This is a genomic window from Dongia sp. (assembly GCF_041910485.1).
In the GTDB taxonomy this organism is placed as follows: Bacteria; Pseudomonadota; Alphaproteobacteria; order Dongiales; family Dongiaceae; genus Dongia.
Map to the genome: position 1 here is coordinate 137,463 of NZ_JAYRQR010000013.1, position 25,990 is coordinate 163,452.

A 25,990-nucleotide genomic window follows, 5' to 3' on the forward strand; every position below is an offset into this window, starting at 1 on the left:
AACGGTCCCCGGCCTCAGCCAGCAATAGCCTACACCCGTCATCTTCAATTTTCCGGCGCTGCGAGCAGCGCCTGGAACTTGCTGCCCGGCCGGTCGAGGTCGGCGGGTTTCCCCGTTTCCACGATCCGGCCCGCCTGCATCACAACGACCTTGTCGAGGCTGCGCGCCAGCGACGGCGAATGGGTGACAAGAACCAGCGCCCCGGCACCCGAACCGCTGCCCAAATCCTGCCGGATGCTGGCGAGGAGGCGCCGCTGACTGGCCTCGTCGAAAGCCGAGATCGTGTTGTTGAGGATGATCAGCTGCGGCCGCTTCAGGAGGGCGCGCAGGATGCCGGCCTTCTGCCGCTGGGCAAAGGAGAGCTTCTTGCCGGCCGCACCGACATTGAAGGTGAGGCCGACGGCAATGACCTGCGGACGCAGGCCCAGACTGTCGATAACTTCCGACAGCACCGCGCCGATCTTCTGCGCGGCCTGGGCCTGACCATAGACGAGACGGCCGAAGAGGATATTGTCCTGCACCGCGGCGGCCGCGTTGTATTTGGCCGGATCCATGAACTCGATCGCATCGGAAAGCCCGGCCGGCAGCGTCTGGCGGAACAGATTCCGCGCCTTCAGCAGCTTGGCCTCAAGCTTGTCGTCGATAAGGCCCAAGCGATGGCGCGCCTCGATATAGGGGAAGGTGAGGGCGATCAGCCGGCGCTTGTCCTCGTCGGTCGCCGCATCGAGGCCGGCCCGCTGCAGGCGCGTCGTGATCTGCTGGAAACGCGGCAGATCCTCGGCGGAGATGAAGCTGAATTGTTCGAAGAAGGGGTGACCCGCCGGCAGATCGGCGAACAATTCGACCATCGTCGCGGCAATCTGCTGGCCGAGCGCAATGAGATCGCCGGTGACCTGCGCCTTTTCCAGCACATCGACGAAATGATCGTTGGTCGCCAGCACCTCGGCCGCATACTGGGCATCGAGGGCCGTCCCGAACAGCACATTCTCCGCCACCGTCATGTTGCGGTTGTAGCGGTCGGGATCGAAGGGTTCGACCAGTTCGGCCAATTGCGGTTCGGCCAGGCGTGCCCGCACGGCAGCGCGCGCCTTCAGGAATTCCTCGGCAAGGCCGTTATGGTTGGTGGATTCGATGCGACCGCGCAGGCCGAACTGATAGACGTCTTCCTCGAACTCGACTGCGACCAGCAAGTGCCGCAAGCGTTCTTCAAGGGCAGACCTATCGGAAACACCGGCGCCCTCATAATCGATCCAATCGGCGTGGATATCGAAGGTGGGGTTGCCCGACCGTTTCGTCTCGTTCTGTCGCTTCTCGAAGGCCGCAAGATCAGTCCCCTCATAGCGACGCGGGCGCAGCGGCCGGTGTTTCAGGCTGTAGAGCAGGTTTTCCTCAAGCGAGACGGGCAGCAGATAGGTCTCGTCACCGAGATAGGCAAAGCGCCGGCCGGTGATGGCCTCGGGCAGTTCGGCCAGGTCGCGCGCGCCATAGCGCAGATTGCCGCTCAAGGGCCGCAGGATCCGCGCCATCAGCGCTGCCACCGCTTCCTTGCCGCTGTTATTGTGGCCGACGAGGGCCACATGCTCGCCCGGCGCCACCGTCAGTGACGCATCCTCAACCAGGGCCGCGCCGCTTTCATCGTGATAGGTGACGCGCTCCAAGGTCAGGGGCGCGCGGTCGATCTCGTTCTCGGTATCGATTGCTTGCAGGCGCGGGTCCATCATGCCCGGCGGGGTGAATTGCTCGATCACCTGGTCGTATTTGATCTGCACGTCCTGGCGCTGCTGATCCCAGTCGATGAGTTCCTTGATCGGCGAGGGCAGGTCCTTATAGGCACTGATGACGGCCAGCAGCGTACCGACGTCGAATTCACCTTTCAGCGCGTAATAGCCGCCGATCACGAAATAGAGGAAGGGCGTCGTCTGGGCCATCATGTTGTTGATGTATTTGACGAAGAACTTCCGCTGATAGAGATCGAAACGGATCTGGAAGATACGCCCCAACCGGTTGGCGATATCGGCCCGCTCATAGTTCGACGTATCGTTGGCGTGGATTTCGATGGCGCCGTCGACGCTTTCGGCGATGCGACCGGCGAGCTGGCGCGCCGTGATTTGGCGCTGCTTGCCGAGCATGAGGATTTTGACGCGCAGTTTCGGGATGACGACGATCTGCACCGCCAGCATGCCGACGGTGACGAAGCCCATCGACACGTTCTGCATGAAGATGAACAGCAAGGCCGTGGCGGCAAGGCCGCCGAGGTAAGCCGGCGTGATGAAAGCGTCGCCGATGAAGCCGCCCAGGGGCTCCACCTCATCCTTGATCATGGTGGCGATTTCGGCCTGCTTTACCTTGCGGAACTGAAGCAGCGGAAATTGCAGCACGCGGTCGAAAAGTTCGAAGCGCAACCGCCGCAGCATGCGCTCGCCGAGGCGCCCCTTCTCCGTATTCACCGTCTGCTTCAGCCAGCCGTTGAGGACGACGAAAAAGAGATATGAAAAGCAGAGCGCGAAGAGATAGCCGATCTGATCAAGCTGGAAGCCGGAGAAAAGCTGGACCGGTCCGCCAAGGAAATCCGGCAAGGGCAGGGTGAAATGCAGGAAGGACGTAAGGTTGGAATCCTTGAAGGCCCGGCCCTGGATCGCGTCGTTCACTATTCGCTTGGGCAAATCGAGGGAGACGAGATACATCACCTGCGCGAAGACGACGATGATCAGAATCGGGATCTGATCCCGCCAGGAATGGCGCCAGATATATTTGAAAAGTTTCGGCTCCATGACCCCGGCCTGTCCCCAGAAAGATTCCCCAGCCCACCCCGGCCACCTAGCAATGGAACCGAATTATCCCGAGATGTCAATGCTTTGGCCAATGTGGACATTCGGGCGCAGTCACCAAAGTTTGGCTTTCGAGGCCAGTTTCTCCTGTGCCATACTCCCCGCACATTCGCTTTTGGTGCCGAAGTGTCGGGATGGCAGCGTTCGGGGGGAACGGGGCGCGTGCAGATGGATAAAGCCATGACCAGGGGCGCCCGCGTCCTTATTTATTCGCATGATACGTTCGGGCTCGGCCATTTGCGCCGCTGCCAGACGATTGCGCACTGGCTGGTCGAACAGAACAAGGACATGTCGGTCATCATCCTGACCGGCTCGCCCATCATCGGCAGCTTCAATTTCCGCGCCCGGGTCGATTTCGTCCGCATTCCGGGGGTCATCAAGCTGCGTTCGGGCGATTACACCTCGCTCTCGCTCCTCATCGATACCGAGGAAACCCTGGCCCTGCGCTCGTCCATCATCAAGCACACGGCCGAAATCTTCGATCCGGACATCTTCATCGTCGACAAGGAGCCCCTGGGCCTGCGCGGCGAAGTGACCGAGACGCTGGAGATGCTGAAGGAGCGCGGCACGCATCTGGTGCTGGGCCTGCGCGACATCATGGACGAACCGGCGGCCCTGGTGCCGGAATGGCGGCGCAAGAACGTGCTGCCGGCGCTGCGCGACCTTTACGACGCCATCTGGATCTATGGCCTGCCGCAGATCTGCGAGCCGCTCGACGGGATCGACCTGCCGAAATCGGTCCAGCGCAAGATGATCTATACCGGCTATCTGCACCGCTCCCTGCCGCAGGGACCGGGGACGCCGATGCCGCTGCAAAAGATCGAAGGTCCCTATCTGCTGGTGACGACCGGCGGCGGCGGCGATGGCGAGGACGTGGTCGATTGGGTCCTGCGTGCCTATGAGAACGACAAGCGTCTGCCTTATCCGGCCCTCCTGGTGCTTGGCCCCTTCATGCATTCCGACCGCCAGGCGGAGTTCCTGAGCCGCGCCGCCAAGCTCGACAAGGTCGAGGCGATCACCTTCGATGCGCAGATGGAACATGTGATGTCCCGCGCCATCGGTGTCGTCGCGATGGGCGGCTACAATACGTTCTGCGAGATCGTTTCCTTCGACAAGCGCGCCCTCATCGTGCCGCGTACCCGCCCGCGCATGGAGCAATATATCCGCGCCGCCAAGGCCGAAGAACTGGGCCTTGCCGCCATGCTGGAAGATGACGGCGTGCGCGATTGGAAGAAGATGGCGACGGCGCTCCGGCAATTGCCGCAGCAATCGCTTCCCTCCGAGGTGGTGGTGCCGGGCCTGCTCGACGGTCTCAACAACGTCAACCGTTTGGCGCAGCAGGCGCTCGAACGCGGCCGCCGCCCGGCCTCGCTCCGTCTTGCGCAACGCAAGCGCTGACCGCCGACCCCTATCGTGACCGGTAAAATACTCTTTCTGCTGAAGGGCTATCCGCGCCTTTCCGAGACCTTCATCGCGCAGGAAATCAAGGCGCTGGAGGATCGCGGGCTGCCGATCGAGATCTGGAGCCTGCGTTTTCCGACCGACAAGTACCGCCACCCGGTCCATGACGAGATCAAGGCCAAGGTCACGTATCTTCCGGAATATCTCTATCAGGAGCCGGGGCGCGTCTGGCGTGGGCTGCTGCGCGCGGCAAGGCTGCCGGGCTTCGGTCGCGCGCTGTGGCAATGGCTGAAGGATCTCGCGCGCGATCCCACCCCCAATCGCGGCCGCCGCTTCGGCCAGGCCTGCGTGCTGGTCGCCGAAATGCCGGCCGAGACGATCCGCCTCCACGCCCATTTCCTGCACACACCGGCAGCGGTCGCCTATTACGCCCATCTGATGGCGGGCACGCCCTGGTCTTGCTCGGCCCATGCCAAGGATATCTGGACCTCGCCCGCATGGGACAAGCGGGAAAAGCTCGCAAGCCTCGACTGGCTGGTGACCTGTACGGCGAGCGGGCACGCGCATCTTCAGGGGCTTGTGGCGGACCCGCAGAAAGTGGCCCTCGTCTATCACGGGCTCGATTTCACCCGCTTTCCGCCGCCGCCGGCGTGCGCACCGAGGGCCGGGCCTGTTGAAATTCTTTCGGTCGGCCGCCTGGTCGAAAAGAAGGGCTACCCGACTTTGCTCGACGCCCTGGCGATGCTGCCCAAGGATTCCGACTGGCGCCTCACCCATATCGGTGGCGGCCCCTTGGATGGTGCGCTCAAGGCCCAGGCCGAGAAGCTCGGCATTGCCGACCGCATCCAATGGCTGGGCGCCCTGCCGCAGGAACAGGTGCTCGCTGCTTATCGCCGCTCGGATCTCTTCGTGCTGGCGGCGCAGATCGCCGCCGATGGCGATCGCGACGGATTGCCCAACGTGCTGATGGAAGCGCAAAGCCAGCGCCTGGCCTGCATCGCCACCGACATCTCCGGCATTCCGGAACTCATTCGTGACGGCGAGACCGGCCGCCTCGTGCCGCCGGAAAATGCGACTGCGTTATCCGCTGCGATTCAATCCCTCATTGTCGATCCAGTCCGACGACAGAAACTCGCCGATGCCGGCTTCACCCGTCTGCACGCCCATTTCGCGATGGATGCCGGGATCAACGATCTGGAGCGGCGGTTCCGGGCGGATCTCGCCCAGTAGCTTCCCGGGCGTCACTTTTTCCTGGACCCTTGGGTCGGGGCAAGGGCACCATCCGGGCCATGAAAATCGCCTTTTATGCGCCGCTCAAGGCACCCGATCATCCCGACCCGTCCGGTGACCGCACCGTCGGGCGGCTGTTGCTGGCCGCCTTGCGGCGGGCGGGGATGAAGCCGGTGATCGCCAGCCGTTTCCGTGCCCGCTTGTTGGGGGACAGCGAGGCCGAACAGAAGCGCATGGCGGCGAAGGGGCACGTCATCGCCGACAAGCTCATTGCCAAATACCGCAAGCTGCCCAAGGCGGAGCGGCCCAGGGTCTGGTTCACCTACCATCTCTATTACAAGGCAGTCGATTGGATCGGGCCGCGCGTCGCCGCGACTCTCGAGATTCCCTATGTCGTTGCCGAGGCGAGCCATGCGCCCAAGCGCGCCACCGGCCCCTTTGCCTTCTCCCACGAAGCGGCCGAGGCGGCGATCCGCAGCGCCGATGCGGTGCTTTGCCTCAATCCGGCCGACAAGGAATGTCTGGGCGGTATCGTGGCGGGGAAGAAGCTCATCGACCTCCCGCCTTTTCTCGATCTCAAGGCCTTTCTGGGGGGCGATGCACGCGGACCCGACCGGCATCTTGGGCGGCTCAAGCTCTCGCAGCATTACCGGCTCGATCCCGACATGCCCTGGCTTCTTGCCGTGGCCATGATGCGCAAGGGGGACAAGCTGGCCTCTTTCGTGGCGCTTGCGGAAGCCTTGCGCCACGTGACGCGGGCCTATCAGTTGCTCCTGGTGGGCGACGGGCCGGCGCGGGGCGAGGTCGAGGCGGCCTTCGCGCCGATCGCCAAGCGTGTCGCCTGGCTGGGGCAGAAGCCGGCCGGGGACTTGCCGGAAATCTATGCCAGCGCCGACCTCTTCGTCTGGCCGGCGATCAACGAGGCATTCGGCATGGCGCTCCTGGAGGCGCAGGCCTGCGGGACGCCGGTCATCGCCGGGGCATCGGGTGGCGTGCCGGCCATGATCGCCGATGGTGAAACGGGCTGGCTTTCGGCGCCGGGCGATACGGCGGCCTTCGCGGCCGATGTCGATTTTGCCCTGGAGCGCGAACTGGCACCGGTGCGCCTCGCTGCCGCCGCCCATGTGCGCAAGTTTCATGACATCGCGGCGGCGGCTGCGACCTTGCGCAAGGTCTTCGACAAGGTGACGGCGTGAGCATCGCCCTGGCCGTCATCCGCCACGCACCGACGCAATGGAACGTCGAGAAACGCCTGCAGGGGCGCACCGATATCGGCCTGGGGCCGGAAGGCCGCATCGTCGCCGCCAGCTGGTCGGTGCCGAGTGCCTGGCAAGAATGGCGCGTGCTCGCAAGCCCGCTTTCCCGCGCGCGGGAGACGGCGGCGATCCTCTTTCCCAGCCGGCCGGCTGAAATCGAGGCTGACTTGCGCGAGATGAGTTTCGGCGATTGGGAGGGCCAGCGCCTTGCCGACCTGCGCGAAGCGGCAGGCTCCGACGCCGAGGAACGCGAATCCCTGGGCCTTGATTTTCGTGCCCCCGGCGGCGAAAGCCCGCGCGAGGTGCAGCAGCGTCTCCTGCCCCTGCTGGCGCGCCTTGCCGGTGACGGGCGCGATTCGGTCCTTGTCACCCACAAGGCGGTGCAGCGCGCCCTCTATGCCCTTGCCACCGGCTGGCGCATGACCGAAAAGCCACCGGTGAAACTGAAGGACGGCAGGGCGCACCTCTTTCGCCTTGCCGCCGACGGCCTTCCGTCGGTTGCCGAACTCAACATCGACTTGACCTTGCATCATGACTGACCTTGCACCATGAGTGACCGGCCGCGCCTTGCCCTTTATGTGCAGCATCTGCTGGGGATCGGCCATCTGCGCCGGGCGGCTGCGCTGGCCCGCGCCTTTGTCGACGCTGGGGCAGAGGTGCTGGTCTTTTCCGGCGGGATACCGGTCCCGGATATCGATTTCGGCGCGGCACGGTTGCTGCAAATGCCGGCCTGCCTTGCCGCCGATGCCGCCTTTTCGGCCCTGCTCGATGCCGAGGGCCGGGTCATCGACAGCGCCTGGAAAGATAGCCGCCGCGAATTGCTGCTGAAGGAGATGGCAGCCTTCCAGCCCGATGCCATCGTCATTGAAATGTATCCATTCGGCCGCCGGCAGTTCCGTTTCGAGCTGCTGCCGCTGCTTTACTGGGCGCAGAATCAGGGGCTCCTCATCGTCAGTTCGGTGCGCGACATCCTGGTCGACAAGGGCCGCGACGACCGGGTGCTGGAAGCCGCCGATCTCATCCGCCGCTATTTTGACTTGGTGCTGGTGCATGGCGATCCGCGTCTGGTGCCGTTCGAGCGGACCTTCCCGCGCGCGACCGCCATCGCCGACCGGCTGCGCTATACCGGCTATGTGGTCGAAAAGCCGGCGGCCGCATCCGCGACCTACGACCGGAATGAGGGCGAGGTGCTGGTCTCGGCGGGCGGTGGGGCGGTCGGCGGACCGCTGTTCAGGGCGGCGCTGGCGGCACGGGGCCTCTCCGGCCTCAAGGATAGGGTCTGGCGGTTCGTTACCGGGCGCAACCTGCCGGAGGAGGATTTCGGGTACCTGAAACGGGCTTCCGGGGTCGATTCCGGTATCATTGTGGAGCGCTTTCGGAGCGATTTTGCCGACCTCATGGCGCGATGCCATGTCTCGCTCTCGCAGGGCGGGTACAACACGGTGATGGAACTGCTGGCTCTGAGGACGCCGTCGGTGATCGTGCCCTTTTCCGAGGGGCAGGAGAGCGAGCAGGCGCTCCGGGCCGAGCTGCTGGCCGAGCGCGGTGCCCTCGACGTGCTGCCGGCCGAGCATCTGGAGCCGGATACACTGGCCGCGACCCTCACGCGCCGGGCTCAGATCGGTGCCCTGCCGATCGAGCTAGACCTCGACGGAGGACGGCATTCGGCCGAAATCACCCTGGCTGCCCTCGCTGCCAAGAAGGCGCACTGAATCATGGCACAATCCGCCAATTGGGACGCTCTTGCCCGCGAAATGGATGCCTGGTCGACGCAGGACCTGCGCCCAACCTTGTGGTGGCGGGATGATGATGCGGTGATGGTGACGCCGGCCCTGAAGGCCTTGCAGCAGGCGGCCCGGGTGCCGCTGGCGCTTGCCATCATCCCCATGCAGCTCGACCAGCCGCTCACCGAGGATTTTGCTGGCTACCTTGCCGCCTGGCCGACGGTACGGCTGCTGCAGCATGGGGTGGGGCACCTCAATCATGCCCCGGCCGGCGCCAAGAAGAGCGAGTTCCCCGACGCGCGCCCCCTTGATGAGGCGAAATTCGCCTTGCGGATGGGCTTTGCGATGATGGCGCGCATGTTCGGCGCGGCGTTCCTGCCGGTTCTGACCCCGCCCTGGAACCGCATCGGGCCGGCGATGGTGCGGGAACTGGCCGGGCTCGGCTTCAGGGGCCTCTCGCGCTTCGACGAAATTCCCTACCGGTCCCCGGTATCTGCCACGCCGGGGATCACGGAAATCAATACGGCGGTCGACGTCATCGATTGGCGCGGCTCACGCGGCTTCGTGGGCGAAGAGGCGGCGCTGGGGCGTCTCGTCGCCCATCTCGCAGCCCGGCGATCGGGCGTGGTTAACGCTGCGGACCCGACTGGAATTCTCACCCATCATCTTGTTCATGATACCGCCACTTGGCGATTCCTGGAGAACCTGCAAGATTGGCTCGCCCGGCGTGGTGGGCTGGATTTGTTCCAGGACCCCAGGCAGATGTGGGCTTTGTCCGCGTAAGGCGGGGAGAAAAGAGATTTTGGGGTTGGCGTTCGATGCTTGAGTTCCGCTATCCGCTTGCAGCCGTCGTCAAGGATTACATGCTGGGCATTATGGGATTGGCGGCGTCGATCCTGATCCTTTCCACCAACGAATCAGGGACCGGCATCTTCTGGTTCTTCATTGCCCTTGCCGCCTTTTTCGTGGTGGTGACGGCCAATGCCGCCAATCGCCATGTGACGCGCATCACAGTCAATGAAGATGGCATCCAATCCGGCCCTTGGCCGCAGCGATTCATCGCCTGGAAAGACCTCAGAGGGTTGAGTTTGCGCTTTTACGCAGTACGATCCGTTTTCGGGCGCAATAAGGGGGGCTGGATGACGTTGAAGGTAAAGGCAGAGAACGGCAGCAGCATCAGCGTCGATTCCGATCTGCCGCATTTCCAGAGCCTCGTCGTGAAGGCCGCCCATGTCGCCAAGGACAATGGCGTCCTGGTCGATGCGTATACCGCCCATAACCTGCTTTCCCTCGGGGTCGAGGTGCCGGCATGAGCGACCTGCTCACTGTCCGCAATCTGGCGGTCGATTTCGCACTGGAAGGCGGATCGGTCCAGGCCGTGCGCGGTGCGTCGTTCCGCGTTCCCTATGGCAAGACGGTGGCCCTGGTGGGTGAGTCAGGGTCAGGCAAGTCGGTCTGCGCCCAGGCGATCATGGGGCTGCTGCCCAAATCGGCCCGCATCAAGGGTGGCGAGATCCTGTTCGACCGGGCGGCCGGCGGCGGCAATGACTGGAACCAGAAAGGCGGCATCGTCGATATCGCGCAGCTCCATCGTGACGGTCCGGAAATGCGCGCCATTCGCGGCGCCGCGATCTCGATCATCTTCCAGGAGCCGATGACATCGCTGTCCCCGGTCCACACGGTCGGGCACCAGATCACCGAGGCGCTGCATCTCCATTCCAAACTGAGCGATGCCGAGGGGCACGAGCGGGCGCTGGCCATGTTGCGGGCGGTCGGATTTCCCGACCCCGAGCGTGCCTTGAAGACCTATCCGTTCGAACTGTCCGGTGGCCTCCGGCAGCGCGCCATGATTGCCATGGCGCTGGTCTGCAAGCCGGCGCTGCTCATCGCCGACGAACCGACCACGGCGCTCGACGTCACGATCCAGGCTCAAATCCTCAAATTGATGGCCGACCTCCAGGCCGAACTCGGCATGGCGATGCTGATGATCACCCACGATCTGGGTGTCGTCGCCAACATCGCCGACGAAGTCGTCGTCATGTATCAGGGCGAGGTGATGGAGGCCGGCTCGGTTGAGGACATCTTCCGGGCACCTGAACACCCTTATCTGAAGGCGCTGCTCAATGCGGTGCCGCGCTTCGGTATGCGCGACGACGAGCGGCTGGTGCCGATCCGCGAGATCAAGAGCGAGGCCGGGCCACTATTTGCCGAAAAGCAGCCATGGCCGGCTTCCGCCGACGAGGTGGGGCCGCTCCTTTCCGTGGGCAATGTCAGCAAGGGGTTTACCATCCGCAAGGGCGGCTTCTTCTCGATGCAGCCGGCGAAATCGGTGACGGCCGTGTCCGACGTCAGCTTCGACGTGATGCGGGGTGAATGCCTGGGGCTAGTCGGTGAATCTGGGTGCGGCAAGACGACCCTTTCCAAGATCATCATGAAGGCGATCAACGCCGATACCGGCGACATCCGCTTCAATGATCGCGGCCGCCTCATCGACGTGCGCCATATGAAGGGTGCCGATCTTGGCGAATACAGGAAGCGCGTGCAGTTCGTGTTCCAGGACCCGATCGGCTCCCTCAACCCGCGCATGACGGTCTTCGACATCATCAGCGAGCCGCTGATCATTCACAATGTCGGCACGCCGGAGACGCGGACCGAGATGGTGAAGGAGTTGATGGCCTTGGTCGGGCTCGATATCCGCCATTTGCGCCGGTATCCGCACAGTTTTTCGGGCGGCCAGCGGCAACGCATCGGCATCGCCCGCGCGCTGGCCCTGCGACCCGACCTCATCATCTGCGACGAGCCGGTTTCGGCGCTCGACGTTTCGATTCAGGCGCAGATCCTCAATCTGCTGAAGGACCTGAAAGCCAAGCTCGGCCTCACCTATATCTTCATCTCGCACAATCTGGCGGTGGTCGATTACGTGGCCGACCGCATCATGGTGATGTGTGCCGGCCGCGTCGTTGAGCTGGCGCCGACCCGCGAATTGTTCCGCAACCCGGTTCATCCCTATACGAAGGCGTTGCTGGCTGCCGTGCCCAACCCGTCGCTTGAGGCGCCGCTCGATTTCAACAGGGTGATGGAAGGCAAGACGTCCGTGCCGTCGCTTTGGCCGGCGCCATTTACCATCGATGCCGACAATCAGCCGACGCTGGTCGATATCGGCAACGATCATTGGGTCCGCGCCGCTCTTTCCATCCGGAGTATCGCCGCATGAGGATGCGCTTCGCAGCAGCCGCGCTGGCTGCAGCACTCTCATTTGCGCCGGTTGCAGGCTTGGCTGCTGAAGAGAACGCCTTCACCAGCCCAGCCTATTTTGCCGATGACGAGGCCAAGGGCGACTTGCCGCCGGTGGCCGAGCGCCTGCCGGAACATCCCGCTGTCGCGGCGATGGATCAGCCGGGCGATACGCTGGGCAAGCAGGGTGGCGAAATCCGCATGCTGATGGCGAGCCCCAAGGACAGCCGCATCCTGGTGGCTTATTCCTATGCGCGCCTGGTGGGCTATGACCGCCATTACAAGATCGTCCCCGACCTCCTCGAAAGCTTCGAGGTCGAAGAGGGCCGCATCTTCACGTTCCATCTGCGCAAGGGCCATAAATGGTCGAACGGCAAGGCGTTCACTACCGAGGATTTCCGCTTCTGGTGGGAAGACGTCGCCAACAATACCGAGTTGATGCCGGCCGGCCCGCCGAGCGTTCTGTTGGTCGATGGCGAAAAGCCAAAGGTTGAGATTCTCGACGACACGACCGTCCGCTATAGCTGGTCGAAGCCGAACACGGATTTCCTGCCGGCCCTGGCGGCAGCGAGTCCGCTCTACATCTACATGCCGTCCAAATACCTGAAGAAGTTTCACCAGAAATACGCCGACGCGGCAGAGCTGGAAGAAGCGGTGAAGGATAGCGGCCAACCGAGCTGGGCGGCACTTCTCAATCGGCGTGGCAATCAATATCGTAACGACAATCCGAAGCTGCCGACCCTCGATCCCTGGGTGCTGCGGATCAAGCCGCCCGCAGACCGGCTGGTCTTCGTGCGCAACCCTTATTACTACCGCGTCGATGCGAAGGGGCAGCAACTCCCCTATATCGATCAGATGGTCTTCGACATCGCCGAGAGCAAGCTCATTCCGGCGAAAGCGGGGGCGGGCGAGGTCGATCTGCAGGCGCGTTATGTGCGCTTCGACAATTACACCTTCCTCAAACAGTCGGAGAAAGCGGGCAAATTCAGCCTGCGCCTGTGGGATGACAGCCGCGGATCGAATTTTGCGCTCTATCCCAATCTCAATTGCAACGATGATGCCTGGCGCGCGGTCAATCGCGACGTGCGTTTCCGCCGTGCCTTGTCGCTGGGCATCGACCGGCACGAGATCAATCAGGCGATCTATTACGGCTTGGGCAAAGAGGGCGCCAACACGATCCAGGCCCTGTCGCCCCTTTTCAAGCCGCAATACCAGAAAGCTTGGTCGGCCTTCGATGTTTCGACCGCCAATCGCCTGCTCGATGAGATGGGGTTGGCCGACCGCGACGATGAAGGCTTTCGCCAATTGCCCGACGGGCGGCGCATGACGATCATTGTCGACACGGCCGGTGAGTCGACCGAGGAATCCGACATTCTGGAGCTCATCAAGGACAGCTGGCGCGAGATCGGCATCGACATGTTCGTGAAGCCGTCGCAGCGCGAGGTGTTCCGCGACCGTATCTTTGCCGGCGACAGCATCATGTCGGTCTTCTTCGGCGTCGATAACGGTCTGCCCAACCCGGATATGAGCCCGCAGGAATTCGCGCCCTCGACCCAGCAGCAGCTGATGTGGCCGAAATGGGGTCAGTATATCGAAACGGCCGGCATGAACGGCACACCGATCGATCTGCCGGAGGCGCAGGAGCTGGCTGATCTTCTCAAATCCTGGAAGCTGTCGACCGACAGTGGCGAACGCGAGCAGATCTGGACCAAGATACTGGAGATCTGGTCCGAGCAGGTCTACACGATCGGCACCGTCGCCAACATTCCGCAGCCGGTGGTCGTGGGAAGGGGCCTCAAGAACGTACCGGAACGGGGTGTCTGGTCATGGGAACCTGGAGCGCATTTCGGCATCTATCGCCCTGATACCTTCTGGGAGGAACAGCCCAGGGACTTGAGTCCGGTCGAAAACCGGCTGCAATAGGAACATCGCGTTCATGCTTCGCTATCTCATTCAGCGCTTGCTGGTCATGGTTCCAACCCTGCTGGTCATCAGCATGTTGGTCTTCGCCATCATCCAGGCGCCGCCCGGCGACTTTCTTGAGACCATGATGGCCGAGTTGCAGGCGCGTGGCGAGAACATGGACCAGGACAAGATGGACTTCCTGAAGAAGACCTATGGCCTGGACGAGCCGATGCATGTGCAATATTTGCACTGGATGTTCGGGCGCTGGGAAGGTTTCGAGCACAAGAGCGGCGGGCTCATTTTCGGCGATCTCGGCTATTCGTTCGAACACAACCTGCCGGTCTCGGAAGTGGTGGGTGACCGCCTGATGCTGACGGTCATCATCTCCCTGGCGTCGATCCTTTTCGTGTGGATCGTTTCTTTCCCGATCGCGGTCTATTCGGCGACGCATCAATATTCGGTCTTCGACTATCTCTTCACCTTCCTCGGCTATATCGGCCTGGCGACGCCGAGCTTCCTCATTGCCCTGGTGCTGCTCTATTTCTCCAACATATGGTTCGGCACCTCGATCGGCGGCATGATGGACCCGGAATATGTGGGCCAGCCCTGGTCGATTGCCAAATGTCTCAGTGTTCTCGAGCATATGTGGATACCGGTCCTCGTCATCGGTCTGCCTGGGACGGCCGGCATGATCCGGCGCTTGCGTGCCAATCTGCTCGACGAACTCAACAAGCAATATGTGACGACAGGGCGCGCCAAGGGCCTGCCGCCGATGAAACTGCTGCTGCGCTATCCCCTGCGCGTTTCGCTCAACCCCTTCATCGCCGATATCGGGTCGCTGCTGCCGGAGCTCATTTCCGGCTCGGTCATCGTTTCCGTCGTGATGTCGTTGCCGATCACCGGGCCGATGCTGCTTGCGGCGCTGCGGTCGCAGGATATGTATTTGGCGGGTTCGTTCCTGATGTTCATGGCCTTTCTCACCGTGATCGGCATCTTCATTTCCGATATCATGCTGGCGCTGCTCGATCCGCGTATCCGGCTGGGCGGAGGAGTTGACAAATGAGCGCCACGGATATGCCGTCGGGGAGCACGGAAACGGCGGGGGGCAAGGCCCGCAGTTCCATGCCGCATTATGTCAGCCGCGCGCCGTTCGATCCCTATTCGATCGATCAGGTCAATCCCGCCCTCGAGAAGATCTATCTGGCGTCGCAATGGCGCATGATGTGGCTGCGCTTCCGGCGCCACAAGGTGGCGATGGTGGCCGGACTGGTGCTTGCCGTCATGTATGCGGCAATTCTCTTCGTCGAATTCCTGGCGCCATACGCCCAGCATTCGCGCAATGTCGATTACATCTATGCCCCGCCGCAGGAAGTGCACTGGTTCCACCAGGGGGAGTTCGTGGGGCCCTTCGTCTATGCGCTCGATTACAAGTTGGACATGGAGAATCTGCAGCGCATCTACACCGAGAATGTGATCGAGCCGCGGCCGATCCGCTTCTTCTGCAGCGGCGACAGCTATAAGTTCTGGGGTCTCATCGAGGGTAACAAGCACCTCTTCTGCCCGCCGGAAGACAATCAGACACCGCTCTTCCTGCTGGGGTCGGACCGGCTGGGGCGCGACATGCTCTCGCGCATCCTTTACGGCATGCGCATCTCGCTCACCATCGGCCTTTTCGGTGTTGCCGTGAGTTTCATCCTGGGGATGACCTTCGGCGGTCTGGCCGGCTATTACGGCGGCTGGGTCGACGATCTCCTGCAGCGCTCGATCGAAGTGCTGCGCTCGATCCCGCATCTGCCACTGTGGTTGGCGCTCGCCGCAATCCTGCCCGTCACCTGGTCGCCGATGCTGGTCTATTTCGGCATTACCATCATCTTGGGCCTCATCGACTGGACGGGATTGGCGCGCGCCGTGCGCTCGCGCCTGCTGTCCTTGCGCGAGGAGGATTTCTGCGTCGCCGCCCAATTGATGGGCGCCTCGCCGGCGCGCATCATCTTCCGCCACCTGATGCCAAGCTTCATGAGCCATCTCATCGCCTCGGCGACGCTGGCTATTCCCGGCATGATCCTCGGTGAGACGGCACTCTCGTTCCTCGGGCTCGGCATCCGACCGCCGATCACCTCCTGGGGCGTGCTCCTCAACGAGGCGCAGAACATCAACGTCGTGGCGCTCTATCCGTGGCTGATGCTGCCGATCATTCCCGTCATCATCGTGGTGCTTGCCTTCAACTTCCTTGGCGATGGGCTGCGTGATGCGGCCGATCCCTATCGGTGACTGCGCGGCATTCGGCCTCTTGGCAGGATGCGCGGGATGTGCGAATTTTCCTAATGGGAATAAATCATTGGGGGAATTCCAAGGTGAAGCGCATTGGCTTGATCACGGCACTTGCCGCCATTCTGCTGGCGGGCTGCCAGCCGCAGGAGGGCCGCGTCCACCTGCAGCCCGATGAGAAACTCGTCATCTCGCGCGGGACCTGGGACTATTACCAGCAATACCTGCAGGACATATCGGGGGGCGGGCGCGGTGCCTTTGCCGTCTCCGAGGACGGGTATTACGCGACCTATCACTATTGTCCGATGGCCCAGGGCTGCTACTACACCATCAATTACTCGAACGAAGCGATCAAGAGTTGCCAGTCCAAGGGCTATCGGTGCGTTGTCTTCGCGAAAGACGGGGACATCATCATTCCCTATGAGATCGCGGAGTAACGGCGTTCAATCGGTGATGCGGATGTGGCCGGGCTGGGTCGCGACACGCTTCAGCCAGGCCGAGATCGCCGGATAGCGGCCGAGATCGAAGCCGCCCTCATGCGCGACATGCGTGTAGGCATAGAGGGCGATGTCGGCGATGGTGTAGCTGCCGCCGACGAAGAATGGATGCGCCTGCAAATGCTCCTCCATGACGTCGAGGGCGCGGTAGCCGGCAGCGATCTTGGCTGGCAGCGCCGGCTCGCTTTCCGGTGTCTTTCCGAGATGGGCGATCCAGTGGCGCACGACGGCGATGGTCGGCTCGTGATTGTACTGCTCGAAGAACATCCATTGCAGGACGCGGGCGCGGTCCAGCCGATCGGTCGGCCACAGGGGCGTGCCTTCGGCGAAGTAATAGAGAATGGCGTCCGACTCGGCGAGCGCGCTGCCGTCTGCCAGTATCACGGCGGGCACTTTGCCGTTGCGGTTGACCTTCAGGAAATCAGGCCGGCGGGTCGAACCGTCATCGACATTCATTTCGATGCGCCGCACGGGAATGCCCAAGTGGGAGAGGATGAGGCGCACCTTGTAAGCGTTGCCGGAAATGGCGCTGTCGTAAAGGGTGATCATCCTCGTCTCCGCTGTTGGACCCAGCACCCTTCATGCGGTGGCGCCGACTTTCCCGCAATTGATGAAATGCATCAGCAGCCGTGAGACGGGCTCACAGCTGCGGCCGTCATCCTCAATGCGGCAGGCTGAGGAGCGGACCCAACCGCTGACCGCCCAGCAGATGCAGGTGATAGTGCGGCACTTCCTGGTGGCTGTCGGCGCCGCTGTTGGCGATAGCACGGTAGCCGGTGACGCTGACGCCAATCGCCGCCGTGATCTTGGGGATAGCGCGATGGAACGCCACGATCTCGGCGTCCGAGGCCTTGGCCGAAAACTCTTCAAGCGACTCATAGGGGCCCTTCGGGATCACCAGGACATGGGTTTTGGCATGGGGGCGGATGTCGCGGAAGGCGAGCACATGAGGGTCTTCATAGACCTTGTCGCAGGGGATCTCGCCCCGCAGGATGCGGGCGAAAATATTGTTGTTGTCGTAGGCCATCGGGCCCCTCCTCTGACACTCTGAACGGATGGCCGAAACTGGCCGATTCACCCTGCCGGCGTCAAGCACGGCACCTGTGACCCTGAACCTAACCTATTGCGGTCATGGACTTTTTATGGGTTCATCAAGCTGTAACATTAGTGTCGTACTCCACCCCGCGACTGATTTTGGGAAAGAGCTCGACCATGCCTTCCACGCGCGGCCTCCTGTCACCCGCCCGGTTCGGACTTCCGGCCCTCCTGGGCCTTGCCCTTCTGGGTACGGGGCTCGTCTCCAGCGCCGGCTCGGCCGCGGCGCGTGAGCAACTCCATATTGTCGGATCCTCGACCGTCTATCCGTTCGCGACTGCCGTCGCCGAACATTTCGCCGGCGAGGGGTTCAAGGCGCCTGTGGTCGAATCGACCGGGACCGGCGGCGGCCTCAAGCTCTTCTGCGGTGGTGTCGGCGAAGGTTTCCCCGATATCGCCAACGCCTCGCGTCCGATCAAGGAAAGCGAGATCGAGGCCTGCAAGCAGGCCGGCGTCACCGATATCGTCGAGGTTGAGATCGGCTATGACGGCATCACGCTGGCTTCGGCCAAGTCCGCAGCGCCCCGCGCGCTGACCGTGCGCGACCTTTATCTGGCGCTCGCCAAGGAAGTGCCGGTCAACGGCGTGCTTCTCGCCAACCCATACAAACTGTGGTCCGAGGTAAACGCCGCCCTGCCGGCGCAGAAGATCGAAGTACTGGGGCCGCCGCCGACCTCCGGCACGCGCGATGCCTTTCTGGAACTGGTGATGGAAAAGGCCTGCCACGCCTTCCCGGAAATCGCCGCGATCGCCGACGAGAAGCTGCGCAAGGCAAAATGCCAGACCCTGCGCGAGGACGGCGCCTATATCGACGCCGGCGAGAACGACAATCTCATCGTGCAGAAGCTCGCCGCCAATCCGGATGCGTTCGGCGTACTCGGCTATTCCTTCCTCGCCGACAATCAGGATCTGCTGCAAGGCGCCGCCATGGACGGTGTGCTGCCGACAGAGGACAATATCATCAGCGGCTCCTACGAGGTGGCGCGCAAGCTCTATCTCTATGTGAAGAAGCAACACCGCGCGATCGTCCCCGGCCTCGCCGAATATGTCGCCGAATTCATGAGCGACAAGGCATCCGGGCCGCAAGGATATCTGACCGACAAGGGCATGGTGCCGATGCCGGAAGCCGAGCATGCCGAGGTTTCCGCCGCCGTGCTCGCGGCTCTCCCGATCGCCAGCTCGCTCGGTGCCGGCATCGATCTGGGCGCGACCTCGGCGCTGCTCCCCTGGATTGCCGCCGGCGTGCTGCTGCTTTTGAGCTCGGTCGGCTTCCAGCTGGGTCGGCGCCGCGCGTTCGCCTCGGTCAAGGGGGCGACGCGGGACCTTCATTCGCTGCCGGGCTATCACGGAACCTTCGTCGGCCTCGGTGCCTTCCTGCCGGGTGCACTCGCCCTGGTGCTCGGCGCTCTCATCGCGCATTATCTGCCGGGCGAGTCGAAGACCGGCCATGACGTGATCTGGGCGGCCATTGCCGCGGCGACGCTCGGTGTCGCGGCGCTCGGTCTTGCCTGGGCGCAGCGTCATATCAGCGCCAACTTCCGCGCCCGCAACGCGGTCGAGCGCATGATCATGGCGCTCCTCGTCCTTTGTTCGCTGCTGTCGATCCTCACCACCGTCGGCATCGTATTGTCGCTGGTGTTCGAGGCGCTGCGCTTCTTCGCCCAGATCTCGCCGCTCGAATTCCTCTTCGGGCTGCAATGGTCGCCGCAGATGGCCATTCGCGCCGATCAGGTCGGCCAATCGGGTGCCTTCGGCGCCATTCCGGTATTCGCCGGCACGCTCCTCATCACGATCATCGCCATGATTGTCGCGGTGCCGATCGGCCTTATGTCGGCGATCTACCTCTCGGACTATGCCAGCCGCCGGACGCGCGCCTGGGCCAAGCCGCTGATCGAAATCCTGGCCGGCATCCCGACCGTGGTCTACGGTTTCTTCGCGGCCTTGACCGTGGCGCCGCTCATCCGTGGGCTCGGCGCCAGCGTCGGCCTCGACGTCGCCTCGGAATCGGCGCTTGCCGCCGGCCTCGTCATGGGCGTCATGATCATCCCCTTCATTTCATCGCTTTCCGACGACGTCATGAACGCGGTGCCGCAGGCGATGCGCGACGGTGCCTTCGCACTGGGTGCTACGAAATCGGAGACCATCCGCCAGGTGGTGGTGCCGGCGGCTCTTCCCGGCATCATGGGTGGCGTACTTCTCGCCGTCTCCCGTGCCATCGGCGAAACCATGATCGTGGTGATGGCGGCTGGTCTCACAGCCAACCTCACAGCCAACCCGCTGGAAGCGGTGACCACGGTCACCGTGCAGATCGTGACCCTGCTTGTGGGCGACCAGGAATTCGACAGCCCGAAGACGCTCGCCGCCTTCGCGCTGGGTCTCGCCCTCTTCGTCGTGACGCTCATCCTCAACATCGTTGCCCTGCGCATCGTCAAGAAATATCGAGAGCAATATGAGTGACGCCCACACACCGGTCATCCGCCGGCCGGACCTCAGCGAAGGCCGCATCCGCCGCCGCTACGCTGCCGAACGCCGCTTCCGCTTCTACGGCATGTTCGCCGTCGGCTTGGCCATCGCCATGCTGGCAGTCCTGCTCGTCTCGGTCTGCAGCCGCGGCTACAGCGCCTTCTACCGCACCGAGATCGGCCTCGACGTCATGCTTGATCCGGCGGTCATTTCGCCTGACGGCAAGAAGGACGCCGATACGCTGGCCGCTGCCGACTATCAAGGCCTCGTCAAGGAAACGCTGAAGAACGCATTTCCCGACGTGACCAGCCGTGGCGACCGCAAGCTGCTCTACGGCTTGGTGAGCAACGGCGCCGGTGATGCGGTTCGCGCGGCAGTCCTTGCCGACCCATCGATCATCGGCAGCACCCAGCGCATCTGGGTGGTCGCTTCCGACGATATCGACATGCTGAACAAGGGCTTCATCAAGCGCGACGTGCCGGAAGCAGAGCGCGTGGTGCCGGACAGCCAGATCGGCTGGTTCGACGCCTTGATCGCGAAGGACCAAGTGAAGAGCGCCTTCAACAGTGCCTTCGTCTCGTCGGGCGATTCGCGTGAGCCGGAGCAAGCGGGCATCCTCGGCGCCCTGATGGGCTCGATCTTCACCATGCTGGTGACGGTGCTGCTGGCGCTGCCGCTCGGTGTCATGAGCGCCATCTATCTTGAGGAATTCGCCCCGAAGAACCGGATCACCGAGATCATCGAGGTCAATATCAACAACCTTGCCGCGGTGCCGTCGATCGTCTTCGGTCTGCTGGGCTTGGCTGTTCTCCTCGGCGTGTTCGGCCTGCCGCGTTCGGCCCCCTTGGTGGGCGGCATGGTGCTGGCATTGATGACGCTGCCAACCATCATCATCGCCACGCGCGCTGCGTTGAAGGCCGTTCCGCCTTCGATCCGCGAGGCGGCCTATGGTATCGGTGCTTCGCCCCTCCAGGTCGTAACGCACCATGTGCTGCCGCTGGCGACTCCCGGCATCATGACCGGTGCCATCATCGGCCTGGCGCGCGCGCTCGGTGAATCGGCACCCCTTTTGATGATCGGCATGGTCGCCTTCATCGTCGATGTGCCGCATGGACCGACCGATCCGGCGACCGTTCTCCCCGTGCAGATCTATCTTTGGGCCGACAGCCCGGAGCGAGCCTTCGTCGAAAAAACCAGTGCCGGCATCATGGTGCTGCTGGCCTTCCTCATCGCAATGAACGCGATCGCCATTTTCGTTCGCCGCCGGTTTGAGCGGCGCTGGTAGGAGCCAATGGATACTATCGTTTCCCCCATCGTGAAGATGAACGGCCGCAAGGTCACGGTCCATTACGGCCAGAAGCAGGCCTTGTTCGACGTCGACCTCGACGTGCCGGAACGCATGGTGACGGCGCTGATCGGCCCGTCGGGCTGTGGCAAGTCGACTTTCCTGCGCTGCCTCAACCGCATGAATGACGTGATCGACGGTTGCCGCGTCGGCGGCCAGATCACTCTCGACGGCCAGGATATCTATGATCCGAAACTCGACGTGGTCATGCTGCGGGCGCGGATCGGCATGGTGTTCCAGAAGCCCAATCCGTTCCCGAAATCGATCTATGACAATGTCGCCTATGGCCCGCGCATCCACGGCATGGCCGGGACCAAGGGTGAACTGGACGAGATTGTCCGTTCGAGCCTTGAAAAAGCCGGCCTCTGGAACGAAGTGAAGGAACGTCTTGATCAGCCGGGCACCGGTCTTTCCGGCGGTCAGCAGCAGCGCCTTTGCATCGCCCGCGCCATCGCGGTCAGCCCGGAAGTGATCCTGATGGATGAGCCCTGTTCGGCGCTCGACCCGATCGCCACGGCCAAGATCGAGGAATTGATTGACGAATTGCGGGAAAACTTCACCATCGTGATCGTCACCCACTCGATGCAGCAGGCGGCGCGTGTCAGCCAGAAAACCGCTTTCTTCCATCTCGGTCATCTGATCGAGTGGGGTGACACGGAACAGATTTTCACCAGCCCGAAGGACGAACGGACCCAGGGCTATATCACCGGCCGGTTCGGCTGAGGAGTTGAAGAACATGCCCCAGAAAGCCACCGACCATATCGTCAAGAGCTTCGACGAGGAACTTCGCCGGCTGCGCGAGCAGATCCTCGCCATGGGTGGCCGTGCCGAAGCCCAGCTCGGCGATGCCATCCAGGCATTGGCCAAGCGTGATTCCGACAAGGCGATGCGTGTCATCGAAAGCGACAAGGGCATCGATGCCCTGGAAATGACGGTCGCCCAGGACTCGCTCAAAATCCTCGCCCTGCGCCAGCCGATGGCCAAGGATCTGCGCGAAGTCATCGCCGCCATCAAGATTTCGGCCGACATCGAGCGCATCGGCGATTATGCCAAGAACATCGCCAAGCGCGCTTTGCAGCTAAACCAGCAGGCACCGCTGAAGCCCACCGGCTCGATCCCACGCATGGGCGATCTGGCGATCAAGCTGATCAGCGCCGTTCTTTCGGCCTATGCCAACGATGATGCGGAAGGTCTGCTTGCCGCCTGGCGGTCCGACGAAAGCATCGACGAAATGTACAATTCGCTGTTCCGCGAGTTGCTCACTTACATGATGGAAGATCCGCGGAATATCGGTGCCTCGACCCACCTCCTGTTCATCGCCAAGAACATCGAGCGGATCGGCGATCACGCCACCAACATTGCCGAGACGGTCCATTTCCTCGTGCATGGCAAGCCGATCGACGAGACCCGACCCAAGGGAGATACGACCAATGTTGCGATCAATGGCTGAACGTACGCGTCGGGCCGACATGCCGCGCGGAGACACTGCTGCCGACGGTCGGGCCAAGCCGGTCGTGCTGGTGGTCGAAGACGAGCCGGCCTTGCTGACGCTCCTCAAATACAATCTCGAAGCCGAAGGCTACCGCGTCGTCGAGGCGATGAACGGTGAAGAGGCGCTGGTGAAGGCCCGCGAGGAAACGCCGGACCTCATCCTCCTCGACTGGATGCTGCCGCTCGTCTCGGGCATTGAAGTCTGCCGCCAGATCCGCCGGACACCGGATTTGAAATCGGCTGCCATCATCATGCTGACCGCAAAGGGCGAAGAGGCCGACAAAATCCGCGGCCTCGAGACCGGTGCCGACGATTATGTCACCAAGCCGTTCAGCCCGTCGGAATTGATGGCCCGTGCCAAGGCAGCGCTGCGCCGCGCCCGCCCGCAATCGGGCGAAGAAAACCTCACCTATGCCGATCTTGAAATGGATCTCGCCACCCACCGGGTGCGGCGCGACAACAAGGACCTGCATCTGGGGCCGACCGAGTTCCGCCTGCTGAAATTCCTGATGGAAAACCAGGGGCGCGTCTTCTCGCGCGAGCAGCTCCTCGACCATGTCTGGGGCCGCGACATCTATGTCGAGCCGCGCACGGTCGACGTCCATATCCGCCGCCTGCGCAAGGCCATCAATGTCGACGGCCTGCCGGATCTTATCCGCACGGTGCGTTCGGCCGGTTACGCCCTCGACATCGAGGATTGAGCGAGCGTCAGCCCCCACCCAACCCTCCCCCTAAAGGGAGAGGGCTTTTGGCTTAGGTTTGAATGAACACCTCGCCCTGATTCCCTCTCCCTTTAGGGGGAGGGTTAGGGTGGGGGCGCCAAGTGACGGGTGCTGGCCCTCAGCTCACCCGCCCTTGGTCATCGCGACATAAACCCCGTCCCAATCGGCCGGCGGCGGATTGGCGCCATATTCGGCGATGCGGTTCTCGTACATGTCGTAGAATTTGCCCAGTGACTCAGGGGCCGCCTCGCGCGCGGCTGCGAGCGACTGCCGGGCAGTCGTCCAATCCTGGGCGCGGTAGGCAGCGAGCATCGTTTCGTGGCGGCTTTTCAGGGTGACGAAGCTGTTGCTTTGCGCCACCGTTTGGTCGCCGAGGCCGGTATAGATCCGGACCGGCAGGTTCTTGCCCTTGACGCGGACCTGGTCCAGCTCAAGAAGAGCCAAATCGCTCGCGGCTTCGGCCGTTTCCTCGCCCAACACCAGATCGACGAAATAGGCTGGCGACAGGCTTTCAAGGCGCGAGGCAGTGTTGACCGTATCGCCCAGGGCCGAATAGCCGAAGCGCTGCTTCGATCCCATGTTGCCGACGCAGGCAATGCCGGTATTGAGGCCGATACCGATCTTGATCTCGATCTTCTTGGTACCGGTCCGGGCGGCCTCATCAGCGAACTCCTGGTTGAGGCGCACCAGTTCGGCCCGCATGGCGAAGGCCGCCGAGACAGCCTTGCGCTCATGCTGCGGGATATCGAGCGGGGCGTTCCAGAAGGCCATGATGCAGTCGCCGATATATTTGTCGATCGTCCCGCCATTCGCCTGGATGATATCGGTCATGGGCGTCAGGAACTGGTTGATCACGTGCGTCAGCTGTTGCGGGTCGAGGCCTTCCGACATTTTGGTGAAGCCGCGGATGTCGCAGAACATCACGGTGAGCGGGCGATTCTCGCCGCCGAGCTTCAGCCGTTCGCGATTCTTCGAGACCTGATCGACCAGGACGGGCGACAAATAGAGCGAGAAGGCGCCGCGCACCTGCGCTTTTTCCCGCTCCGTGCGGATATAGCCGATGAGCGTCGAGGTGACGAAAATCAGGAAGGCGGTGACGGCCGGATAGAACGGATCGATCAGAAGGCCCTTGGTGTGGAAGAGATAGTAGGACGTGCCGAACGAACCGACGATCGCGATGATGGCGACCGCCAGCCCGACCAGGGCGACACGGAGCTGCGCCAGGATGGTCAGAATGATGCCCAGCACAACGAGCCCCATCCCTTCGACCAAAGGTGCCCAATAGGGTCGTTCGAGATATTTCCCGGCAATGATTTGTTCGGCGATTTGCGCATGGATCTCGACGCCCGCCATATTGGGGAAGAGCGGCGTCGGCTTGAAATCGCGCAAGCCCTCGACCGAGGCGCCGATGAAGATGATGCGCCCGGCAACTTGGGCAGCATCGAAATTCGGATCCATGATGTCGGCCAGCGAAAAGAAACGCTCCGGCTTGTGGCCCGTATCGTAGAGCAGAACGCTGCCTTCCTGTGTTGTCGGAACGATGGCCTGCCCGATCTTGATCTTGGCGATGCCGAGGTCATCGCCAAACTGGCGCTCGGCGTTGGCGCCGGTCGATTTGATGGAATAGGTCGTCTGCCCTTGCGCGACACGCAAGGCCTCAGCCGCGAGCGAGCCGCGGAAGTGCTCGGTGATATCGGGCGCGGGATCAGGGACCAGGACGACCAATGGAACGCCGCGGATGATACCGTCGATATCGGGGTCGGCATTGACCGAGCCGACGCCGGCCGCAGCCTTTTGGAATTGATCCAGCGACGCGATCCAATATTGCCAGTTGCGCATGAACCGGGTGGGCGGCGTGCCGGCGAAAGCAAAGCCTGCTTTGTGTTCGGGCAGGGTCTGCGGGCGCAGCGGGTCGGTGGCCAGTGTAGCGAACGGCACGATGGTCGGGACGCGCCCGATCGCATGGGCCAATTCCTGGTCCGGGTTGGGCAGTTGGTTCATCAGCGCTTTGGCCGCGGCGAAAGACGCGTCGTCGGGCAGCGCCGCTGCCAGTGATTGCGGTGCGGTGCGGTCGGGTTCGGCCAGCAATACGTCGATCGCGACGGCAGCGGCCCCCAATTCACCCAACCGGTCGAGAATGCGCGCGAACTGCGAGCGGGACCAGGGCCATTGACCGAACTTCAACAGGCTGCGTTCGTCGATATCGGCGATGCGCACCGGCAGGGTGGGATCGTAGGGGCGCGGGTCGAGCCGTTGATAATTGTCGAAAACGATGTAGCGCAACTGGCGCACCGGTTCCGGGTCTTGCTTGTGCAGGGCGACGGCCCCCATGAGGAGCGCCAGCGGGATGAGAATTCCCTCGATGCGGCCGAACTTGGCGCGGGAAACGCGGCCGAAGAAGGCACCGATACTGCTCAAGAAACGCATACGCCGTCTTTCCCCGGAAATGGCGGGCGAACTCTAGCATTGCCCCAACACAACGTAAAATCGCCGGAATGAAAAAGGGCGCCACCTCGCGGCGGCGCCCTTCC

Annotated in this window: 21 protein-coding genes and 1 pseudogene; 18 read left to right on the top strand and 4 right to left on the bottom strand. The window is 62.7% G+C overall.

Going from position 1 to position 25,990, the window contains the following annotated elements; translation table 11 throughout:
• Positions 1-44 precede the first annotated feature (44 nt).
• Positions 45-2,771, bottom strand: a complete 2,727-nt coding sequence (locus ACE3PP_RS03815) for an ABC transporter transmembrane domain-containing protein (RefSeq protein ID WP_374378096.1) — start codon at positions 2,769-2,771, stop codon at positions 45-47.
• 237 nt (positions 2,772-3,008) lie between these two features.
• On the opposite strand from ACE3PP_RS03815, the gene ACE3PP_RS03820 reads away from it, so the two are divergent.
• The 12 genes from ACE3PP_RS03820 (at position 3,009) to ACE3PP_RS03875 (ending at position 16,283) form a co-directional block, all read left to right on the top strand.
• Positions 3,009-4,226, top strand: a complete 1,218-nt coding sequence (locus ACE3PP_RS03820; RefSeq protein ID WP_374378098.1) for a glycosyltransferase family protein — start codon at positions 3,009-3,011, stop codon at positions 4,224-4,226.
• Between the two features lie 15 nt (positions 4,227-4,241).
• The gene (locus ACE3PP_RS03825; RefSeq protein WP_374378100.1) at positions 4,242-5,459 is read left to right on the top strand and encodes a glycosyltransferase family 4 protein; all 1,218 of its coding nucleotides are present in this window, start codon (positions 4,242-4,244) and stop codon (positions 5,457-5,459) included.
• A gap of 59 nt (positions 5,460-5,518) precedes the next feature.
• The gene (locus tag ACE3PP_RS03830; RefSeq protein ID WP_374378102.1) at positions 5,519-6,655 is read left to right on the top strand and encodes a glycosyltransferase family 4 protein; all 1,137 of its coding nucleotides are present in this window, start codon (positions 5,519-5,521) and stop codon (positions 6,653-6,655) included.
• Positions 6,652-7,254, top strand: a complete 603-nt coding sequence (locus tag ACE3PP_RS03835) for a histidine phosphatase family protein (RefSeq protein WP_374378104.1) — start codon at positions 6,652-6,654, stop codon at positions 7,252-7,254. Before ACE3PP_RS03830 ends, ACE3PP_RS03835 begins: the two co-directional genes overlap by 4 nt.
• Positions 7,255-7,263: 9 nt before the next feature.
• The gene (locus ACE3PP_RS03840; protein WP_374378106.1) at positions 7,264-8,427 is read left to right on the top strand and encodes a glycosyltransferase family protein; all 1,164 of its coding nucleotides are present in this window, start codon (positions 7,264-7,266) and stop codon (positions 8,425-8,427) included.
• Between the two features lie 3 nt (positions 8,428-8,430).
• Positions 8,431-9,222, top strand: coding sequence for a polysaccharide deacetylase family protein (locus tag ACE3PP_RS03845; RefSeq protein ID WP_374378108.1), 792 nt, complete (start codon positions 8,431-8,433; stop codon positions 9,220-9,222).
• Positions 9,223-9,257: 35 nt separating this feature from the next.
• Positions 9,258-9,752: a hypothetical protein gene (locus tag ACE3PP_RS03850; protein WP_374378110.1), complete on the top strand. Its 495-nt coding sequence runs from the start codon at positions 9,258-9,260 to the stop codon at positions 9,750-9,752.
• Positions 9,749-11,653, top strand: coding sequence for a dipeptide ABC transporter ATP-binding protein (locus tag ACE3PP_RS03855; RefSeq protein WP_374378112.1), 1,905 nt, complete (start codon positions 9,749-9,751; stop codon positions 11,651-11,653). Before ACE3PP_RS03850 ends, ACE3PP_RS03855 begins: the two co-directional genes overlap by 4 nt.
• On the top strand, positions 11,650-13,596 hold the full coding sequence (locus tag ACE3PP_RS03860) for an ABC transporter substrate-binding protein (protein ID WP_374378114.1): 1,947 nt from the start codon (positions 11,650-11,652) through the stop codon (positions 13,594-13,596). The genes ACE3PP_RS03855 and ACE3PP_RS03860 overlap by 4 nt, the downstream gene beginning before the upstream one ends.
• A 13-nt stretch (positions 13,597-13,609) precedes the next feature.
• Positions 13,610-14,641 carry an ABC transporter permease gene (locus ACE3PP_RS03865; RefSeq protein ID WP_374378116.1) on the top strand — a complete coding sequence of 344 codons (1,032 nt, stop codon included), beginning with the start codon at positions 13,610-13,612 and terminating at the stop codon, positions 14,639-14,641.
• Positions 14,638-15,849 carry an ABC transporter permease gene (locus tag ACE3PP_RS03870; RefSeq protein WP_374378118.1) on the top strand — a complete coding sequence of 404 codons (1,212 nt, stop codon included), beginning with the start codon at positions 14,638-14,640 and terminating at the stop codon, positions 15,847-15,849. The genes ACE3PP_RS03865 and ACE3PP_RS03870 overlap by 4 nt, the downstream gene beginning before the upstream one ends.
• A gap of 83 nt (positions 15,850-15,932) precedes the next feature.
• Positions 15,933-16,283 carry a lipoprotein gene (locus ACE3PP_RS03875; RefSeq protein ID WP_374378120.1) on the top strand — a complete coding sequence of 117 codons (351 nt, stop codon included), beginning with the start codon at positions 15,933-15,935 and terminating at the stop codon, positions 16,281-16,283.
• A 6-nt stretch (positions 16,284-16,289) separates the two neighbouring features.
• Here ACE3PP_RS03875 and ACE3PP_RS03880 read toward each other — a convergent pair whose 3' ends face one another.
• The gene (locus tag ACE3PP_RS03880) at positions 16,290-16,892 is read right to left on the bottom strand and encodes a glutathione S-transferase family protein (RefSeq protein WP_374378122.1); all 603 of its coding nucleotides are present in this window, start codon (positions 16,890-16,892) and stop codon (positions 16,290-16,292) included.
• A gap of 112 nt (positions 16,893-17,004) precedes the next feature.
• Positions 17,005-17,370 (bottom strand): HIT domain-containing protein, encoded by a 366-nt coding sequence (locus ACE3PP_RS03885; protein WP_374378124.1) that lies wholly within the window; start codon positions 17,368-17,370, stop codon positions 17,005-17,007.
• A gap of 185 nt (positions 17,371-17,555) precedes the next feature.
• Between ACE3PP_RS03885 and ACE3PP_RS03890 the strand changes: the two are divergent.
• From ACE3PP_RS03890 to phoB, 6 genes and pseudogenes are all read left to right on the top strand, one after another.
• Positions 17,556-18,497, top strand: a pseudogene (locus ACE3PP_RS03890) (substrate-binding domain-containing protein); the annotation flags it as partial.
• 171 nt (positions 18,498-18,668) lie between these two features.
• Entirely contained in the window at positions 18,669-19,895 is a 1,227-nt protein-coding gene (gene pstC, locus ACE3PP_RS03895) for a phosphate ABC transporter permease subunit PstC (protein ID WP_374378349.1), read from the top strand.
• Positions 19,888-21,186 (top strand): phosphate ABC transporter permease PstA, encoded by a 1,299-nt coding sequence (gene pstA, locus ACE3PP_RS03900; protein WP_374378125.1) that lies wholly within the window; start codon positions 19,888-19,890, stop codon positions 21,184-21,186. The genes pstC and pstA overlap by 8 nt, the downstream gene beginning before the upstream one ends.
• 6 nt (positions 21,187-21,192) lie before the next feature.
• Complete coding sequence (gene pstB, locus ACE3PP_RS03905; RefSeq protein ID WP_374378127.1) at positions 21,193-21,969, top strand: phosphate ABC transporter ATP-binding protein PstB; 777 nt, start codon at positions 21,193-21,195, stop codon at positions 21,967-21,969.
• A 13-nt stretch (positions 21,970-21,982) separates the two neighbouring features.
• Entirely contained in the window at positions 21,983-22,696 is a 714-nt protein-coding gene (gene phoU / locus ACE3PP_RS03910; protein ID WP_374378129.1) for a phosphate signaling complex protein PhoU, read from the top strand.
• 19 nt (positions 22,697-22,715) lie between these two features.
• Positions 22,716-23,438 carry a phosphate regulon transcriptional regulator PhoB gene (gene phoB / locus ACE3PP_RS03915; RefSeq protein WP_374378351.1) on the top strand — a complete coding sequence of 241 codons (723 nt, stop codon included), beginning with the start codon at positions 22,716-22,718 and terminating at the stop codon, positions 23,436-23,438.
• Positions 23,439-23,582: 144 nt separating this feature from the next.
• Here phoB and ACE3PP_RS03920 read toward each other — a convergent pair whose 3' ends face one another.
• Complete coding sequence (locus ACE3PP_RS03920; protein ID WP_374378131.1) at positions 23,583-25,886, bottom strand: CHASE2 domain-containing protein; 2,304 nt, start codon at positions 25,884-25,886, stop codon at positions 23,583-23,585.
• Positions 25,887-25,990: the final 104 nt, after the last annotated feature.